The organism is Hydrogenophaga pseudoflava NBRC 102511 (assembly GCF_001592285.1).
In the GTDB taxonomy this organism is placed as follows: domain Bacteria; phylum Pseudomonadota; class Gammaproteobacteria; order Burkholderiales; family Burkholderiaceae_C; genus Hydrogenophaga; species Hydrogenophaga pseudoflava.
Genome location: NZ_BCWQ01000025.1, coordinates 1 through 16,521 on the forward strand (window position 1 = coordinate 1; position 16,521 = coordinate 16,521).

General features: G+C 66.9%; 16 protein-coding genes. 10 read left to right on the plus strand and 6 right to left on the minus strand.

Features of this window, described 5'->3' with window-relative positions:
• The first annotated feature begins 280 nt into the window (after positions 1-280).
• The 3 genes from HPS01S_RS20800 to HPS01S_RS20810 are packed head-to-tail and all read left to right on the plus strand — an operon-like array spanning position 281 to position 3,075.
• Entirely contained in the window at positions 281-1,324 is a 1,044-nt protein-coding gene (locus HPS01S_RS20800; RefSeq protein ID WP_066160879.1) for an Ldh family oxidoreductase, read from the plus strand.
• Positions 1,325-1,355: 31 nt separating this feature from the next.
• Complete coding sequence (locus HPS01S_RS20805) at positions 1,356-1,658, plus strand: putative quinol monooxygenase (protein ID WP_066160882.1); 303 nt, start codon at positions 1,356-1,358, stop codon at positions 1,656-1,658.
• Between the two features lie 25 nt (positions 1,659-1,683).
• The gene (locus tag HPS01S_RS20810) at positions 1,684-3,075 is read left to right on the plus strand and encodes an aldehyde dehydrogenase family protein (protein ID WP_066160885.1); all 1,392 of its coding nucleotides are present in this window, start codon (positions 1,684-1,686) and stop codon (positions 3,073-3,075) included.
• Here the strand turns inward: HPS01S_RS20810 and HPS01S_RS20815 are convergent.
• Entirely contained in the window at positions 3,062-4,132 is a 1,071-nt protein-coding gene (locus HPS01S_RS20815) for a lactonase family protein (RefSeq protein WP_169803962.1), read from the minus strand. The two genes, HPS01S_RS20810 and HPS01S_RS20815, sit on opposite strands and share 14 nt — an antisense overlap.
• Before the next feature lie 142 nt (positions 4,133-4,274).
• Here HPS01S_RS20815 and HPS01S_RS20820 point away from each other — a divergent pair, with 142 nt between their 5' ends.
• Genes HPS01S_RS20820 through HPS01S_RS20840 form a run of 5 tightly spaced genes read left to right on the plus strand, consistent with a single transcriptional unit; the run spans position 4,275 to position 9,270 of the window.
• On the plus strand, positions 4,275-5,255 hold the full coding sequence (locus HPS01S_RS20820; RefSeq protein ID WP_066160892.1) for a Bug family tripartite tricarboxylate transporter substrate binding protein: 981 nt from the start codon (positions 4,275-4,277) through the stop codon (positions 5,253-5,255).
• A 48-nt stretch (positions 5,256-5,303) separates the two neighbouring features.
• Positions 5,304-6,293: a Bug family tripartite tricarboxylate transporter substrate binding protein gene (locus HPS01S_RS20825; protein WP_084397616.1), complete on the plus strand. Its 990-nt coding sequence runs from the start codon at positions 5,304-5,306 to the stop codon at positions 6,291-6,293.
• A 28-nt stretch (positions 6,294-6,321) separates the two neighbouring features.
• Positions 6,322-6,753, plus strand: coding sequence for a tripartite tricarboxylate transporter TctB family protein (locus tag HPS01S_RS20830; RefSeq protein ID WP_066160894.1), 432 nt, complete (start codon positions 6,322-6,324; stop codon positions 6,751-6,753).
• 27 nt (positions 6,754-6,780) lie between these two features.
• A complete protein-coding gene (locus HPS01S_RS20835) occupies positions 6,781-8,325 on the plus strand; it encodes a tripartite tricarboxylate transporter permease (RefSeq protein ID WP_066160898.1) in 1,545 nt (514 codons plus the stop codon).
• Between the two features lie 36 nt (positions 8,326-8,361).
• Positions 8,362-9,270 (plus strand): GntR family transcriptional regulator, encoded by a 909-nt coding sequence (locus tag HPS01S_RS20840; protein ID WP_084397624.1) that lies wholly within the window; start codon positions 8,362-8,364, stop codon positions 9,268-9,270.
• A gap of 10 nt (positions 9,271-9,280) precedes the next feature.
• Here HPS01S_RS20840 and HPS01S_RS20845 read toward each other — a convergent pair whose 3' ends face one another.
• Entirely contained in the window at positions 9,281-9,496 is a 216-nt protein-coding gene (locus tag HPS01S_RS20845; RefSeq protein WP_255284271.1) for an Ldh family oxidoreductase, read from the minus strand.
• Between HPS01S_RS20845 and HPS01S_RS20850 the strand changes: the two genes are divergently transcribed.
• On the plus strand, positions 9,495-10,253 hold the full coding sequence (locus HPS01S_RS20850; protein WP_157576512.1) for a phenylacetaldoxime dehydratase family protein: 759 nt from the start codon (positions 9,495-9,497) through the stop codon (positions 10,251-10,253). The genes HPS01S_RS20845 and HPS01S_RS20850 overlap by 2 nt on opposite strands.
• A 55-nt stretch (positions 10,254-10,308) precedes the next feature.
• Here HPS01S_RS20850 and HPS01S_RS20855 read toward each other — a convergent pair whose 3' ends face one another.
• The 4 genes from HPS01S_RS20855 to mdlC are packed head-to-tail and all read right to left on the minus strand — an operon-like array spanning position 10,309 to position 15,458.
• Entirely contained in the window at positions 10,309-11,361 is a 1,053-nt protein-coding gene (locus HPS01S_RS20855) for a TRAP transporter substrate-binding protein (protein WP_255284272.1), read from the minus strand.
• 52 nt (positions 11,362-11,413) lie between these two features.
• On the minus strand, positions 11,414-12,331 hold the full coding sequence (locus tag HPS01S_RS20860; protein ID WP_066160909.1) for a ketopantoate reductase family protein: 918 nt from the start codon (positions 12,329-12,331) through the stop codon (positions 11,414-11,416).
• Between the two features lie 7 nt (positions 12,332-12,338).
• Complete coding sequence (locus HPS01S_RS20865) at positions 12,339-13,790, minus strand: aldehyde dehydrogenase (protein WP_066160912.1); 1,452 nt, start codon at positions 13,788-13,790, stop codon at positions 12,339-12,341.
• Between the two features lie 45 nt (positions 13,791-13,835).
• Entirely contained in the window at positions 13,836-15,458 is a 1,623-nt protein-coding gene (gene mdlC, locus HPS01S_RS20870; protein WP_066160915.1) for a benzoylformate decarboxylase, read from the minus strand.
• Positions 15,459-15,559: 101 nt separating this feature from the next.
• On the opposite strand from mdlC, the gene HPS01S_RS20875 reads away from it, so the two are divergent.
• The gene (locus HPS01S_RS20875; protein ID WP_255284273.1) at positions 15,560-16,444 is read left to right on the plus strand and encodes a LysR family transcriptional regulator; all 885 of its coding nucleotides are present in this window, start codon (positions 15,560-15,562) and stop codon (positions 16,442-16,444) included.
• Positions 16,445-16,521 lie beyond the last annotated feature (77 nt).

The window sequence follows — 16,521 nt, forward strand, 5'->3', positions numbered from 1 at the left end:
GCGAGGGGATGCAGTGGGTGTGCTCATGGTCGTGGGTGAGTGGTTGGTGGTCAGAAAGAACAGGTCGCGCAGCATAGCTCAACATGATCACATAATGCAATAAAGACCATCGCTAGATGCATCACATTCAGCCGGCAGCACTTTGTCTAAATCAACAAAAACCCGTAGAACGCCCCTGAAAGCACCCGTCACGATTGTAGGCCTCAACAGACACATTGTCTTTTGTGATCTCATAAGTCTATAATCCACGCAACCTCAATCGACCAACCGACACCGCACCATGCCCACCATCGCAAGCGCCGGTCAGCTGACCGCCTTTGGACAATCTGTTCTGGAGCACCACGGCGTGCCCACCGCCGACGCCCACCTGCTGGCCGACAGCCTGGTGGCGGCGGAGCTGTGGGGGCACTCCTCCCACGGCATGCTGCGCCTGCCCTGGTATGTGGAGCGCCTGCGCAGCGGCGCCATGCAGGCGGTGACGCAGGGCGCGCTGGCGCAGGACAGCGGCGCGGTCGCCGTCATCGACGGCCAGGACGGCATCGGCCAGGTGCTGACCATGCAGGCGGTGCACGCGGGTGTGGAGCGTGCCAAGCGTTTTGGCGTGAGTGCCGTGGCGGTGCGCAACTCCAACCACTTCGGCACCGCGGCCTACTTCACCCGCGAGTCGGCCCGGCAGGGCTGTGTGGCCTTTCTTTCCACCAACGCCTCGCCGGCCATGGCGCCCTGGGGTGGCAAGGTCAAGGCCATCGGCACCAACCCCTGGTCCATCGCGGCGCCGGCCGGCCGCTACGGCGTGGCGGTGATGGACATTGCCAACACGGCGGTGGCGCGCGGCAAGATCTACCTGGCCGCCGAACGGGGTGAAGACATCCCACCCACCTGGGCCGCCGACGAACAAGGCGTGCCCACCACCAACGCCAAGGACGCGATCCACGGCCTGATCCTGCCCATGGCGGGCCACAAGGGCTACGTCATCTCTTTCATGATGGACGTGCTCTCCGGCGTGCTGACCGGCAGCCAGTTTGGTTCCAACATCGCCGGCCCCTACCAGGCCGACCGCAAGAGCGGCTGCGGCCACCTGCTGCTGACCATCAACGTCGAGGCCCTGATGGCGCAGGCCGATTTCGCGCAGCGCATGGAGCAACTGATCGACGAGATCAAGGCGGTGCCGGCCGCTGCGGGCGTGAGCGACATCTTCTTCCCCGGCGAACTCGAAGACCGCAACACCGCCAAGCACCTGACCACTGGCATTTCGGTGGCCGACAACACCTGGGACAGCCTGCGCAAGCTGGGCGCCGAAACCGGCGTCGCCCTGCCCTGCTGACCGTTCAACCCACCCTTCAGAAAGCCCACCCATGATCGCTCTGATCGTTCGTCTGGAAGTCCACGCCGAGCGCCTGGACCAGTTCCTCGCCGCCATCCAGGAAAACGCCGCGCGCACCTTTGAAGACGAGCCCGGCTGCCGCTACTTCGACGTGACGCAGGACACCTCGCGCCCCACGCACTTCATGTTCTACGAGCTGTACGACGACGAAGCCGCCATCGAGGCGCACCGCCAGGCGCCGCACTTTGCCAAGTGGCGCGAAGCCGCCGACGTCTGCGTGGTCAAGGGCAGCCAGGTCAACACCTTCTGCCGCCAGCTGTTCCACCACGCCTGAGCCACCCAACAAGCCCCGACCTGCCATGACCCACTTGATCACCACCCTCAACCCCGCCACCGGCGCCCACCTGGCCGACTACGACAGCTGGGGCCCCGAGCGCATCGAACAGGCCGTGGCCCAGGGCCACGCCGCCGCCCTGCAATGGGGCCAGCAGCCCCTGGACGTGCGGGTGGCTGCGGTGCGCCGCCTGGCCCAGGTGCTGCGCGAGCAGAAGACCGCCCTGGCCACGCTGATGACCCAGGAGATGGGCAAGCCCCTGCCGGAAGCCGCGGGCGAGATGGAGAAGTCCGCCGTCACCGCGCTGTACTACGCCGACCACGCCGCGCGCCTGCTGGGCGACGAGCCGGTCAGCATCGACGGGGTGGAGGCGTGGGTCAGCTACGAACCCATCGGCCTGGTGCTGGCCGTGATGCCCTGGAACTTCCCGGTCTGGCAGGTGATGCGCTTCGCCATCCCCTCGCTGCTGGCCGGCAACGGCGTGCTGCTCAAGCACTCGCCCAACGTGACCGGCAGCGCGCTGGCGATTCAGCAACTGATCCTGGACGCGGGCTTCCCCGCACACCTGCTGACCACGTTGGTGGTGGCCGAGCCGGACGTCCCGGCCGTGACCGAGCGCCTCATCGCCGACGACCGCATCGCCGCCGTGACGCTGACCGGCTCCAACCGTGCCGGCGCCGCCGTGGGCGCGGCGGCCGGCCGCGCGTCCAAGAAGTCGGTGCTGGAACTGGGCGGGTCCGACGCCTTCATCGTGCTCGACGACGCCGACGTGGCCGCCGCTGCGGCGACCGCCGTGAAGGCGCGCTTCAACAACAGCGGGCAGAGCTGCGTGTGCGCCAAGCGCTTCATCGTCTCGCAGGCGGTGGCCGCGCGCTTCACCGAACTGTTCGTGCAGGGTACGCAAGCGCTGAAGGTGGGTGACCCGCTGGCCGAGGGCACGCAGGTGGGGCCGCTGGCGCGCGCCGACCTGCGCCACGCGATCCACGACCAGGTGCAACGCTCGGTGGCAGCCGGTGCCCAGTTGCTGACCGGCGGCCATGCGTTGCCGGGCGAGGGCTGTTACTACGCACCCACTGTGCTGGGCAACGTGCGCCCCGGCATGGCCGTGTTCGACGAAGAGACCTTCGGCCCCGCCGCCGCGGTGATCGTGGCGCAGGACGACGACGAAGCGGTGCGGCTGGCCAACGCCACGCCGTTCGGCCTGTCGGTGAGCGTGTGGTCTGCCTCCACCGCGCGTGCGGTGGGCGTGGCCAGGCGCATCACCTCGGGCGCGGCCTTCGTCAACGCGATGACCGCGTCCGACGCGCGCGTGCCTTTTGGTGGCACCAAGAAGTCGGGCTATGGCCGCGAGTTGGCCGCAGCCGGCGTGCGCGAGTTCTGCAACACGCGCACCTACTGGGTAGTTAAAGGAAGCTGACGCACACCGGGCTGCCGGTCTGCGCCACCACCACGCCCTCGCCGGGCATCCCGTCAGCGTCCAGCGGGAAGCGCAACACGGAGTCGCTGTCCTCGTTGGCCACGATCAGGGCGTCAGCCGCCGGGGTCAGGGTGATGAAGCGCGGCGTGCGGCCTTGCGTGCCCAGCCAGCGCAGCGGCGCGGCCTGACCACTGTGCTCGTCCAGCGCCAGCACGCACACGCTGTGGTGCCCGCGGTTGGACACGTACAGCACCTTGCCCGACGGATGCAGGGCGATGCCCGCAGCGCTGTTCTCACCGTCATGCCCGGCCGGCAGCGTGGACACCACCGGCCCGTCCAGCACCTCGCCGGAGGCCGGATCGAAACCCAACCGTGTTACCGCCGAACCCAGCTCCAGGCACAGCCACAGACGCTGGTGCGCAGGGTCCACCACCAGGTGCCGGGGGCCACTGCCCGCCGGGGCCTGATAGGCGAAGACCATTTCCAGTCGGCCTTGTGCTGTCAGACGCACCACGTGCATTCGGTCCAGCCCTTTGTCGGGCACCAGATAGCAATCGCTGCCCGGCCACGGCACCACCTGGTGCGGGTGTGGGCCCTTCTGATGTTGCGGCTTGGGGCCGGGCGTGCCCTGGAAGTGCAGCAGGTCGCTGCGCTCGCCCAGCCGGCCATCGTCCAGCACCGGCCAGCAGGCCAGGCTGCCGGTGGCGTAGTTCGTCACCAGCAGAAAGCGCTCGTCCGCCGACAGGCACAGGTGCACCGGGTTGCGGCCGCCGGTGTCGGTGGTCTGCAGCAGCGCCAGTTCACCCGCCATCGAAAGGTCGATCACCGAGACCTCGCTCTGGTCGCCATGCACGGTGTAGGCCCGCGTCTTCACCCGGTTGAGCACCTGAAAGCTCGGGTTGTTCAGGGCCAGGGTGTGGGTGTGCGTCCATGCGGCGCCAGCCGCATCGCAGCGAAACAGGGCCAAGCCCCGACCCCGCGCATGGCGCTCGACCGTGGTCCGTGCGCCCACCAGGGCCCAGCGGGCTGCAGAAGGGGTGAGTTCGTCACGACTCATATTGTGTTTTGTGGTTACTTTTAATAAATCCAGATCAATCATCAGGCGATGTCATGGGGATTTTACTTAGTTGCTTTCGCTTTCGATGTCTTTTATGATTACATAAATCATTTCGCCAGACTGGCGCAACCGGAGACACCGCATGGACTTCACCCGCAGAGACCTCATCAAAGCCCTGGCCGCCGCCCCGCTGGCGGGCAGCGCCGGCAGCCTGTATGCACAAAGCGCCTACCCCAGCAAGCCCGTGACCCTGCTGGTGCCCCAGCCAGCCGGCGGCGGTGCCGATGTGTTCTGCCGCACCCTGCAACCGCAGATGCAATCCTTCCTGGGACAACCCGTGGTGGTCGACAACAAGGGCGGCGCCGCCGGCAACATCGGTACCGCACTGGGTGCGCGGGCAGCCGCCGACGGCCACACCATCACCTTCGTCAACCAGAGCACGCTGACCATCAACCCGCACCTGTACCCCGACACGGGCTTCACGCTGGACCAGTTCATTCCGGTCTCGCTCCTGGCTTCGGTGGACCTGGTGATCTGCGCCAACCCGCTGGTCAAGGCCAACAACCTGAAGGAGTTGCTGGACATGGCCCGCCAGGCGCCGGGTCGTCTCAACTACTCGTCTGCCGGCAACGGCAGCGCCAACCACCTGGCGGGCGAACTGCTCAAGTCGCTGGCCAAGGTGTCCATCACCCACATCCCCTACCGCGGTGGCGGCCCGGCCACCACCGCCGTGCTGGGCGGCGAGGTCGAACTGTCGGTGGCCTTCCCGCAGGCGGTAGTGCCCATGATCAAAGCCGGCAAGCTCAAGGCCCTGGCCGTGACTGGCTCCAAGCGCTCCGACGCGCTGCCCGATGTGCCGACCGTGGCCGAGAGCGGTGTCAAGGGCTACGAGTTTTCTTCATGGTTCGGTTTTGCGTTGCCAAAGGGCACGCCGGACGCCGTGGTGGCCCGCGTGCGCGAGGCGTCCCTGCACGCTCTCAAGACACCCGCCAACGTGGAAAAGCTGCAAGCCACCATGACCCGACCCATCGGCAGCGGCCAGAAAGAGTTCGCCGATCTGATCGCCCGAGAAAGCGCCCAGTGGGGCAAGTTGATCAAGCAGGTCGGCATCAAGCTGGATTGAGATATTCCCCGCGCCTTCCACTCACCCCCAACCCCTGAAGAGGTCTCCATGAACACCAAATTCCGCTCCCTCACCACCGTCCTCACCACCACCATCGGCTTGGTCACCGCAGGCGCCGCACTGGCTTTCGAGCCCGGCAACACCGAGTGCATTGCCCCGTCCGGCGCCGGCGGTGGCTGGGACATGACCTGCCGCCTGGTCGGCAAGGCCATGCAGGACCAGAAGCTCATTCCAGGCGCCATGCAGGTAACCAACAAGGCCGGTGCCGGTGGCGGTGCCGCATTTGCCGAAGTGGTCAACAAACGCGGCGCCGACAACAACCTGATCGTCGCCGCCTCTTCGTCCACCGCCACCCGGCTGGCGCAGGGTGCCTACACCGGCTCCGACTACACCATGGTGCGGTGGCTCGGCTCCATCGGCACCGACTACGGCGTGATCGGTGTGGCGCCCGACTCGCCCATCAAGACCCTGCCCGAGCTGCTGGCCAAAGTGAAGGCAGACCCCGCTTCCGTCGTCTTCGCGGGCGGCTCGGCTGTCGGCGGCTGGGACCACCTCAAGGTGCTGATCGCGGCCAAGAAGGCGGGCATTGGCAGTCTGCGGACCGTCAAGTACGTGGCTTTCGACGGTGGCGCCGAGGCCATCACCCAGCTGATGGCGGGCAAGGTCAACGCCTTCACCGGCGACGCCTCCGAAGCCAAGGGCTTCGTGGACGCCGGCAAGATGCGCGTGCTGGCCGTGCTGGCCCCGGACCGCCTGGACGGTGACTTCGCCAAGTTCCCCACCGCCAAGGAACAGGGCCTGGACGTGATCGGCGCCAACTGGCGCGGCTTCTACGTGCCCGGCAAGATGAGCGACGACGCCTACGCCTTCTGGGCCAAGCAGCTCAACACCGTGACCGCCTCCAAGGAATGGAAGGCCACGGCCGCCAAGAACGGTATGGAGCCGCTGAACCTCTCGGGCGCCAAGTTCTCCGAGTTCGTCAAGCACGACATCGACCAGATCCAGTCGATCTCGCGCGAGATCGGCATCATCAAGTAAGCACCCAGTTCCCATTCGAGAGCACGTGATGAGCGATCGCATCTTTGGCATCTTCGGTCTGCTGTTTGCCGGCCTCGTGGTCTGGGCCACCGGCCGCATCGAAGAGAGCTTCATTCAGGACCCTCTGGGCCCCAAGGCCTTTCCCCTTGCAATCGCGGCGCTGATCGCGCTCTCCGGTGGCGTGATGCTGATTAAGCCGGGTCCCAACCCGGCTTGGCCAGCCCTGACGAAGTGGCTGGAAATGGCCATCACTGTCGGTGTGATGGTGGCCTATGCCCTGGTCCTGCCCGAACTGGGCTTCGTGCTGTCGTCCACGGTGCTGGCCAGTTTCATGGTCTGGCGCCTGGGCGGCACGCCCGCGCAGTCCGTCGTCGGCGGGCTCGTGATGTCGGCCGGCATCTACCTGATCTTCACATACGGCCTGAGCCTGTCGCTGGCCAAAGGCCCCTGGGGCTTCTGAGTCTCGCCACACACCACTGAGATTTCCATGGAAACCCTGAACAACCTGTTGAGCGGCTTCGGCGTCGCAATGACCTGGGTCAACCTCGCCCTGTCCCTCGTGGGCAGCGTGCTCGGCACCATCATCGGCGCCTTGCCCGGGCTCGGTCCGGCCAACGGCATCGCCATCCTGATCCCCATCGTCTTTGCCATGGGCCTGGACCCGACACAGGCCCTGATCCTGCTGGTCAGCGTGTACTACGGTTGCATGTACGGCGGCCGTATCTCGTCCATCCTGCTGAACATTCCAGGGGACGAACCCGCGCTGATGACCACACTGGACGGCTACCCCATGGCGCGCAAGGGCCAGGTGTCGGAAGCGCTGGCGCTGTCGGGCGTGGCGTCCTTCGTCGGCTCGTTCTTTGCGCTGTGGGGCCTGGTGTTCCTGGCACCGCAGCTCATCAAGGTGGCGCTGCTGTTCGGGCCGGCCGAGTATTTCGCCATGTTCACGCTGGCCTTCGCGACGCTGGGCGGTGTGGCCAGCGCCAACGTGGCCAAGGCGGGACTGGCCACCGGCATCGGCCTGGCCATCGCGCTGATCGGCGTGGACAGCCAGACCGGTGTGCCCCGATTCACCTTCGGCCTGATGCACCTCAACGACGGCATCGACTTCCTGATCGCTATAGTCGGCTTCTTTGCTTTGTCCGAAGTGCTGGTGTTCATCGAAACACACGGCACCGAACAGGCACACGCCAGCAAGCCGGTCATCTTTGAAAAGGGCGGCTCCCGTCTGCCGTGGAGCATGCTCAAGTTGACGATCCCGACCATGGGACGAGGCACGGTGTTGGGCTTCCTGGCCGGCATCCTGCCCGGTGCGGGCGCCTCGTTCGGTGCCTTCATCGCCTATGTGGCCGAGAAGAAGTGGCTGGGCAAGCGAGGGAACTTCGGGCAGGGCGACCCGCGCGGCGTGGCGGCCCCCGAATCGGGCAACAACGCGGCTGCGGGTGGCACCCTGGTGCCCATGCTGGCGCTGGGCGTGCCCGGATCGGCCACCACGGCGGTGCTGCTGGGCGTGCTGATGTCGCTGGACATCACACCCGGTCCGCTGCTGTTCACCAAGAACCCCGACGTGGTCTGGGGCCTGATCGCCGCGCTGTTCATCGGCAACATCATGCTGCTGGTGATGAACCTGCCCATGGTCGGCCTGTTCGCCCGGGTGCTCAACATTCCTGTCAAGTACCTGATGCCCGGCGTGGTGCTGATCTCATTCGTGGGTGTCTACGGCATCTCCGGCTCGATCTTCGACCTGTACGTGATGCTGGGCTTCGGCGTGGTGGGCTGGCTGTTCCGCAAGGCCGACATTCCGCTGGTGCCGGTGGTGATGGGCCTGGTGCTGGGCGAGCAGATGGAAAAGAACCTGCGCCGCGCGCTGACCATTTCGGACGGCAACCTCAACATCCTGTGGGATTCGCCGCTGGCCATGGGCCTGCTGGTGCTGGCGGTCATCGCGTTCGTGGCACCCCTGGTCTGGGCCTGGTTCTCCAAGGGCAAGCGACTGATCGACCTGCCGGCGCACGACGAAGCCACGCAGTGATATGAGCAGGCGGGGCTAGGCGCGACAATGTGGACCATGACACCGCCCAGCGAACAGCACCTCAGCCCCCTGCAGTCCCGCGTCGCCCGCGAAATCGTCGCCATCGTGCGACGCGAGGACAAGCAGGCCGGCGAGCACCTGGCCGAGAGCCTGCTGGCCGAGCAGGTCGGCACCTCGCGCTCGCCGGTGCAGGCGGCCCTGCGCCACCTGGTGGCGCACGGCGTGCTTCAGCAGGACCCGAACCGCGGCTACTTCCTGGCCCGCGATGCGAAGGACTGGGGCGTGGTGGCCGAGCAGTTCTCCAGCCAGCCCGACGACCCGCTCTACCTGGCGATTGCCGAGGCGCGCCAGACCGGGCAACTGCCCGACGAGATCAACGAGGCCGAGCTGATGCGGCGCTTCAACGTCGCGCGCAGCACGCTGCGCAAGGTGCTCACCCGCATCAGCGAAGAAGGCTGGGTCGAGCCCAAGGTGGGCCATGGCTGGAGCTTCCAGAACATGATCGAGTCGCCCGAGGCCTACGAAGAGAGCTACCTGTTCCGCCAGGCCATCGAGCCCACCGGCATCCTCAGCCCCTCGTTCCACGCCGACCCGGCCGAGTTGAAGCAGCTGCAGCAGGAGCAGAAGCTGATTGTGGAGAGCGGCTTCGAGCGCATGACGCCGATCGAGCTGTTCGAGGCCAACAGCCGCTTCCACGAGATCGTGGCCAGCTGGTCCAACAACCGCTTCATCGTGCAGTCGGTCAAGCGCGTCAACCAGCTGCGCCGCCTGGTCGAATACCGCCAGGCCTCGCGCCGCGCCCCGCGCCAGGGCCAGGCGCAGGAACACCTGCAGATCCTCGACGCCATCGCGAAGCAGGACTTCGTGACCGCAGCCGCCCTGATGCGCGGCCACCTGGACGGCGCGCGGCGCGCCAAGGTGCACGGCAAGAACGTGTTCGAGTGAGACGGCGGCGTCAGCCGTTGGCCGTGGCGCGGCAAGCGCCCAGCGCGTCCGCCAGACCGGCCTCCGCCGCGATCCGCTCCAGATCAGCCCAGGTGTCCCGTGGCAGGCGGATGCCCGCCGACAGGTTCTCCTGTTCGCGCCGGTGCTCGATCTCGCCCGGGTAGAAGATTTCGTCGAAGCCCTGGGCCAGCGGCTGGGACTTGATTTCGTCGGTGAAGGCCTTCATGCGTTCTTCAAACACCGCTGCCGGCATGAAGGCCTCGATGTCCCCACAGGCTTTCTGGCAAAGCGATGAACGCCTGAACGGCCACACGGGATGGTTTCGTGAAGTGGCCTGCCCTGGGGTGGACCGCTTCGAAACCCTGATGTCATCGCCCGACGGCCAGGAGGCCGTGGCACGCCTGGCCGAGGCGGTGAGTGGTGAGATCCTGGAACACGCCTACTGGGGCGGCATGCGCGACCGCCTGCCGGCCTCACAGACGGATGCACTGGCCGGCTCCCATCCACTTCGCCCCACCCAGCCCAGGCCCGGCGAACGGGTGATCATCGAAGGCCACCACAATATTGCCCTGATCCGCAGCGGCCAGAACTGGGAACACACCGTCGGTGCGGAGCGCGAGCGCTACCTGGGCGAGGTGGAACCCGTGCTGCGCGAGGGCATGGCGTTCCTGGCCTCGTCAGACGGCGTGGGAGCCGGCTGCCTGAGCAACCGCTACCTGCGCGTGCTCGACGACAACTTTGCACCCATTGCCCGCAGCTACGGACTGAGCTGGTGGCAGAGCCTGGCGCATATGGAGGCCTGGGCCGAGAAGCACCCCACCCACCTGAAGATCTTCGGGGCCTTCATGGGCATGCTCCAGGCCATCGCCTCTCCGCCCAGCCTGCGCCTGTACCACGAGGTGAGCGTGCTGCAGGCCGGCGATGCGCAATTCGAGTACATCAACTGCCACGCCAGCACCGGTCTTCTGCGCTTGGCAACATAAAAAGATGGGACCGGCGACACGTAGCCGCCGGCCCCAAAATCACACTCCAGATAGCTTACTTGGCGTACTGCCCGACCAGCGCCCGGGCCTCCTCCAGCAGCTTCTTGCCGTCGGCGCCCTTCGCGGTGGCTTCCTTGATCCACTCGTCGTCCACCGCGTCGGTCGCCTTGACCCAGCGCTGGTACTCCGCGGGGCTGAGGTTCGCCAGGGTGCCCCCCGCGTCCTTGGCCGCCTTCTTGTAGGTCTCCACCACGGCGTCGAACCCGACCTCACCGGCCCATGCGGACGTAGCCAGGCCGCTGTTGTTGTCGATCACCTTTTTCAGGTCGGCGGGCAGCGCGTTGTACTTCTGCTCGTTCATGCCGAACAGGAAGATGGTGTTCGAGATGCGCGGCACACCGTCGGGCACGTCCAGGTGGTACTTGGCCAGTTCGGCCAGACGGATCGCGGGAGTGCCTTCCCAGGGCACGGCGGCGCCATCGACCACGTTCTTGGACAGGGCCTCGGGCACCATCGGCAGCGGCATGGCCACCGCCGTCGCTCCCAGCGCCGCGATCATGCGGGCGTTCGAGCGCGTCGCCGCCCGGATCTTCAGACCCTTGAAGTCTTCCAGGGTCTGGGGCTTTTTGTCCTTGAAGTGAAACAGCGCGCCATCGTGCAGGTGCATGAAGATGCGATGCACACCCTTGAACTCGTCCTGGGCGTTCTTGTCGACATAGGTCCACAGCGCCTGGCTGCCGGCCTTGGCCGAGCTTGCCATCCAGGGCAGCTCGAACACTTCTGACTTGGTGAAGCGACCTGCGGCATAGGTGGGCACCGTCCAGACGACGTCCACCACGCCATCCTTGACCTGGTCGTACAGCTGGCCCGGGGCACCGCCCAGTTGCATGGACGGGAAGATCTGGCACTTCAGGCGGTCTGCCGATTCCTTGGCGATCTTGTCGCACCAGGGCTGGATGAGCTTGACGTGTGCGCTGGAGGTGGGCGGCAGGAAGTGGTGCACGCGCAGCGTCACCTGCTGGGCGGCGGCGGGCAGAGCCGCCGCGGCGGTCAGCGCCACGAAAAGTCCGGCCAGTGCGGCCTTGGGCATGAATGTCAAGGTGGTCATGTTGTCTCCTTCAGGGTGAATGAAATAGGTGGGAACGGACGGGCGCCCGGCGTCAGGAAGCGGCCGCCTCCATCTGTTTGACCAGGGCGTGCAGGGTGGACACACAGGGCGTTGGCACACCCAGCCGTTCGCCCTGCACACGAACCTGACCATTGATGGCATCGACCTCGGTCGGCCGCCGGGCCAGCACGTCCTGCAGCATCGAGGGCTTGTGGTGCACGTGGTGTTCCATGGCGTGGTCGAGGTCGTGGTGCACACCGTCGGCATCCACCAGGACACCCGCGGCCCGCGCCACGTCGATGACCTCCTGCGAGGTCCGGTGCACCAGGGCCCGGGTGTCCGGGTTCTGGCCGAGCTGGCCCACCGTGCTGCCGGTGACCGCGCAGATGCTGTTGAGCGCCGCGTTGAAGGCCACCTTGCGCCAGATGGCGGCCAGCACCTGGTCATCCAGCTCGCAGCTGAGGCCGGCCTGGTTGAAATCCGCCGCCAGCTGGAACAGCGCGGGGTTGCCCTGCCCGTCCGCCGACATGAAGCGGCTGTAGCCCTTGCCGTGCGACTGCACATGGCCCGGCCCCTTCATGTCGGCCGGCACCGTGGTGACGCCAATGGCGATGCGCTCACGCGGCACAAAGGCTTCCAGCTTCTCCACGTTGCCCAGCCCGTTCTGCAGGCTGAGCACGCAGGTCTGCGGACCGATCAGGTGCTGCGCGGCGCGCAGTGCGCTGTCGGTGTGCAGGGTCTTGGTGAAGACGATCAGCCAGTCGGGCTGCACCGACCCCTGCTCGGGTCGGCAGGCCTTCACGCGCACGTTCTGGCTGCCCTGGTCCGTGTCGAGGGTCAGGCCCGCACGCTGGATTTCGTCGATGTGCCGTTCGTTGACGTCCAGCAGTTCCACGGTGTGGCTCTGCGCGGCCAGCAGACCGCCGAACAGGGAGCCCATGGCCCCTGCGCCCAGGATGGTGACGTTCATGGCGTGCTCAGAACGGGTAGTGGCGAGGCGTGGTCTGCAGCGTGATCCAGCGCAGGTCGGTGAAGGCCTCGATGCCGGCCTGGCCGCCGAAGCGCCCCCAGCCGCTGGCCTTGACGCCACCGAACGGCATCTGCGCCTCGTCGTGCACGGTGGGGCCGTTGACGTGGCAGATGCCCGACTCGATGCGCTGGGCCACGCGCCAGCCGCGCGCGGTGTCGGCGGTGAACACCGCCGCCGACAGGCCGAAGGCGTTGTCGTTGGCGCAGGCGATGGCCGCCTCTTCGCCCGCCACGCGCACAATGGCCTTGACCGGGGCGAAGGTCTCTTCGCTGTAGATGCGCATCTCGCGCGTCACGTGGTCCAGCAGGGTGGCCGGCATCAGCGTGTTCTCGGCCTTGCCGCCACACACCAATTTGGCACCCTTGGCCACGGCATCGTCGATCAGCTCGTTGACGCGATGGACGGTGCGCATGTCGACCACCGAGCCCAGCACGACCGGGCTTTGGCGGGGGTCGCCCAGCGGCAGCGCCTGGGCCTTGGCGGCGAGCTTGCTCACGAATGCATCCGCCACATTGGCATCGACCACGATGCGCTCGGTGGACATGCAGATCTGGCCCGAGTTGGCGAAGGCACCGAAGGCGGCGCCGTTGACGGCCGCGTCCAGGTCGGCGTCGTCGAGCACCAGCAGCGGCGCCTTGCCGCCCAGCTCCAGGACGGAGGCCTTGAGGTGGGTGGCGCACTTGGTGGCGATGATGCGGCCGACGTGCGTCGAGCCGGTGAAGTTCACGCGCCGCACGGCCGGGTGGGCGATCATGGCTTCCACCACCTCGGCCGCGTCGGCCGGTGCGTTGGTCACGAAGTTGACCACGCCCTTGGGCAGACCGGCTTCCTGCAGCGCCTGGATGATCAGGCCGTGGGTCGCCGGGCACAGCTCGCTGCCCTTGAGCACCACGGTGTTGCCGCAGGCCAGCGGCACGGCCACGGCACGCACGCCCAGAATCACGGGGGCGTTCCAGGGCGCCATGCCAAGCACCACGCCAGCGGCCTGGCGCGTGGCCATGGCCAGGCTGCCCGGCACGTTGGAGGGGATCACCTGGCCGTTGATCTGGGTGGTCAGCGCCGCGGCTTCGACGAGCATGTCGGCGGCCAGGTGCACGTTGAATCCGGCCCACAGGCCGGAGGCACCGATCTCGGCGGCCATCGCTGCGGTGAACTCTGCCGCCTTGGCCTCCAGCGCGTGGGCGGCCTTGAGCAGCAGGGCGCGGCGTTCACCGGGCGAGGTGGCGGCCCAGGCAGGGAAAGCCGCAGCGGCCGCGTCGACGGCGGCCACCGCGTCCTGCACGGAGGCGGCGGGCGCCGTGGTGGCGACCTGGCCGTCCAGCGGGTTGGAACGGGTGAAGGTCGCGCCGCTTTGGGCCTGCACGGCTTCGCCGTTGATGAGCATGTTGATGGTGGTCATGTCTTGTCTCCTGTGGATGGGTGTGATGAATGAATGCGGCTGCACTCAGCTGACGACGAGCTCAATGAGGTACGGCCCCCTCGCCGCCAAAGCGGCCTCCAGGCTCTTGCCGAGGTGTTCCGGTCGCTCGACACGGCAGGCGGGAACGCCCTGGCCATCGGCCAGCGCCACGAAGTCCAGGTGGGGCAGATCGGTGCCCGCAGGCTTGTCCCCCTTGGCATAGCCGAACACCGGCGCGAAGTCCTGCAGCGCGGCGTAGCGCCGGTTGTTAAGGATGACGAAGGTGATGGGCAGGTTCAGTTGCGAAGCAGCGTACAGCGCCTGGATCGAATACATGCTCGATCCGTCGCCCATGAGCGCGATGGTGCGACCTTTGAGCCGCTGCTTCTGGCGACCCAGCGCAACCCCGACCGCCGCCGGCATGCCAAACCCCAAGCCGCCGCTGGCCATGGTGTAGAAGCTGTCCGCGCCGTTCATGGGCAGGTTCTGCTGCATCACGCCGCGCGAACCCGGTGCCTCTTCGACCACCACATCCTGTGCGCCCCGTGCCTGGTCCAGCGCCTGCAGCACGTAGGCCACGCTCATCGGCAGGCCAGCCTCCTCTGAGCGGGGTGCCGGGCGCCGGGGCGGTGCACGGCGCTTGACGGGCTTGGTCCCGTCGATCAGGGCCGCGACGGCCAGATCCAGGCTGGCGACCACGCTGTTGCCGCTGGGCGTCCAGGCCGCCGTGTGGGGATCGTCCACGATCTGCCAGAGCGCGGTCCCTTCGGGTACGTGTGGTCCTTCACCTTCGACGTGGTAGGAGAACGCAGGCGCGCCGAGCACCAGCACCAGGTCGTGCTCGGCCAGGATCGCCACGATGCGCTCGCGCATGGCCGGCAGGAAGCCACTGAACAGGTCGTGGCTCTCGGGAAAACCGCAGCGTGCACTCATGGGTGCGGTGTAGACCGCAGCCCGGTGCTGTTCGGCCAGACTCACCAGCAGGTTCACCGCACCGTCGCGATCTACCCCGGTGCCGGCGACGAAGGCCGGGCGCTTGGCCTTCTCCAGAGCCTTGGCCACCGCGCGAAGGGCCACCGGGTCCGGTGCGATGGACCGCGTCACCGTGCGGGGCGGTACCCAGGCGCTGGGCTTGTCCCAGTCGTCGGCCGGAATCGACACGAACACCGGTCCGCACGGCGGCTGCATGGCCAGGTGGTAGGCCCGGGCCAGCGCCAGCGGCACATCTTCAGCGCGCGCCGGCTCGCAGGCCCACTTGACGTAGGGCTTGGGCAGATCGGTGGCCTGCGCCGCGAACAGGAACGGATCGAAAGGCAAGATGGAGCGCGCCTGCTGGCCTGCGGTGACGATGAGCGGGGTCTGGTTCTTGAAGGCAGTGAAGATGTTGCCCATCGCGTGCCCCACCCCTGCGGCCGAGTGCAGGTTCACGAGCGCCGCGTTGCGGGTGGCCTGCGCGTAGCCGTCGGCCATGCCCACCACCACCGACTCCTGCAGACCCAGGACGTAGCGGAAGTCCTCGGGGAAGTCGCGGAACATCGGCAACTCGGTCGAGCCCGGGTTGCCGAACACGGTGTCGATGCCGACGTCCCGCATCCACTGATGCACCGCCTCCCGAACGGTCGGCTGCTGCTTCGAACGGCGGGTCTTTGCAGGGGTGTTGCGCTTCATTGGCGTCCTCGTGTGGAAACGCCCGCAGTGTGGGCGTCTCAACCGCATTCGCCAATTAGATAAGCCTACTAAGTCACATGCCTGATTCTTATAATTTAAGAATGGACCTGAACCTGCTCCGCGTCTTCGACGCGATCTACGCGGCGCGCAACATCAGCAAGGCGGCCGAGCGGTTGGGCATGTCCCAGCCCGCCTGCAGCCAGGCACTGAGCCGCCTGCGCATCGAACTGCGGGACCCGCTGTTCGAGCGCACTGCAGGCGGCGTGAAGCCCACCGAACGCGCGGACCGCCTGGCCCGTTCGGTCCAGGGAGGGCTTGCCCTGCTCGACGAAGGGCTGCGCGAGCCAGATGCCTTCCACCCCCAGACCAGCCGGGCAGAACTCCGGATCCACCTGACGGACATCGGCGAGATGCGCTTCCTGCCCCGTCTGGTGCAAGCGCTGCAGTCCCGTGCGCCCGGCGTCAAGGTGCTGGCCAGCCCCTGGCCCCAGAAAGACATTGCCGAAGCCCTGCACAACGGCGACCTGCACCTGGCCATCGGCTTCCTGCCGCAGACCCAGGGCACGCAGAAGATCGAACTGCTCAAGGACCGGTATGCGCTGATGCTCAAGGCGGGACACCCGCTGATACGGGGCCGGACCAAGGGCGGCATCTCCACCCGAGCCCTGAGCCGCTTCGACTTTGTCACGGTGCGTTCGCACAGCGAGACACAGCGCATCCTCAGCGTGCTCCAGCTGGAAGAGCGCATCCGGCTGCGCGCATCGAGCTTCCTGGCCCTGCCTGCGATCGTGCGCTCAACCGACCTGGCGGTGGTGATCCCCAAGGCGATTGCGCAGGAGTTCGAACCGCGCGAGGAGTTCCACCTGCTGGACGCCGACCTGCCACAACAGGACTTCACGGTGTCGCTGCACTGGGGACGGCGGCACGAACACGACCCCTTTCTGCGCTGGGCGCGTGCCCTGGTGATCGAACTGTTCAAGCAGTAGACGCTGCAAACCCTTTGCCAATCGCGAAGGTTCACAGCACTCAAAATGGCCACCCTAGAAAAGGAACGTAGAGGTGT

Excerpts from the sequence above, each read along its gene's own strand:
- HPS01S_RS20800 (WP_066160879.1), top strand. The coding sequence starts at position 281 with ATGCCCACCATCGCAAGCGCCGGTCAGCTGACCGCCTTTGGACAATCT.
- HPS01S_RS20805 (WP_066160882.1), top strand. The coding sequence starts at position 1,356 with ATGATCGCTCTGATCGTTCGTCTGGAAGTCCACGCCGAGCGCCTGGAC.
- HPS01S_RS20810 (WP_066160885.1), top strand. The coding sequence starts at position 1,684 with ATGACCCACTTGATCACCACCCTCAACCCCGCCACCGGCGCCCACCTG.
- HPS01S_RS20815 (WP_169803962.1), bottom strand. The coding sequence starts at position 4,132 with ATGAGTCGTGACGAACTCACCCCTTCTGCAGCCCGCTGGGCCCTGGTG.
- HPS01S_RS20820 (WP_066160892.1), top strand. The coding sequence starts at position 4,275 with ATGGACTTCACCCGCAGAGACCTCATCAAAGCCCTGGCCGCCGCCCCG.
- HPS01S_RS20825 (WP_084397616.1), top strand. The coding sequence starts at position 5,304 with ATGAACACCAAATTCCGCTCCCTCACCACCGTCCTCACCACCACCATC.
- HPS01S_RS20830 (WP_066160894.1), top strand. The coding sequence starts at position 6,322 with ATGAGCGATCGCATCTTTGGCATCTTCGGTCTGCTGTTTGCCGGCCTC.
- HPS01S_RS20835 (WP_066160898.1), top strand. The coding sequence starts at position 6,781 with ATGGAAACCCTGAACAACCTGTTGAGCGGCTTCGGCGTCGCAATGACC.
- HPS01S_RS20840 (WP_084397624.1), top strand. The coding sequence starts at position 8,362 with ATGACACCGCCCAGCGAACAGCACCTCAGCCCCCTGCAGTCCCGCGTC.
- HPS01S_RS20850 (WP_157576512.1), top strand. The coding sequence starts at position 9,495 with ATGCGTTCTTCAAACACCGCTGCCGGCATGAAGGCCTCGATGTCCCCA.
- HPS01S_RS20845 (WP_255284271.1), bottom strand. The coding sequence starts at position 9,496 with ATGAAGGCCTTCACCGACGAAATCAAGTCCCAGCCGCTGGCCCAGGGC.
- HPS01S_RS20855 (WP_255284272.1), bottom strand. The coding sequence starts at position 11,361 with ATGACCACCTTGACATTCATGCCCAAGGCCGCACTGGCCGGACTTTTC.
- HPS01S_RS20860 (WP_066160909.1), bottom strand. The coding sequence starts at position 12,331 with ATGAACGTCACCATCCTGGGCGCAGGGGCCATGGGCTCCCTGTTCGGC.
- HPS01S_RS20865 (WP_066160912.1), bottom strand. The coding sequence starts at position 13,790 with ATGACCACCATCAACATGCTCATCAACGGCGAAGCCGTGCAGGCCCAA.
- mdlC (WP_066160915.1), bottom strand. The coding sequence starts at position 15,458 with ATGAAGCGCAACACCCCTGCAAAGACCCGCCGTTCGAAGCAGCAGCCG.
- HPS01S_RS20875 (WP_255284273.1), top strand. The coding sequence starts at position 15,560 with ATGGACCTGAACCTGCTCCGCGTCTTCGACGCGATCTACGCGGCGCGC.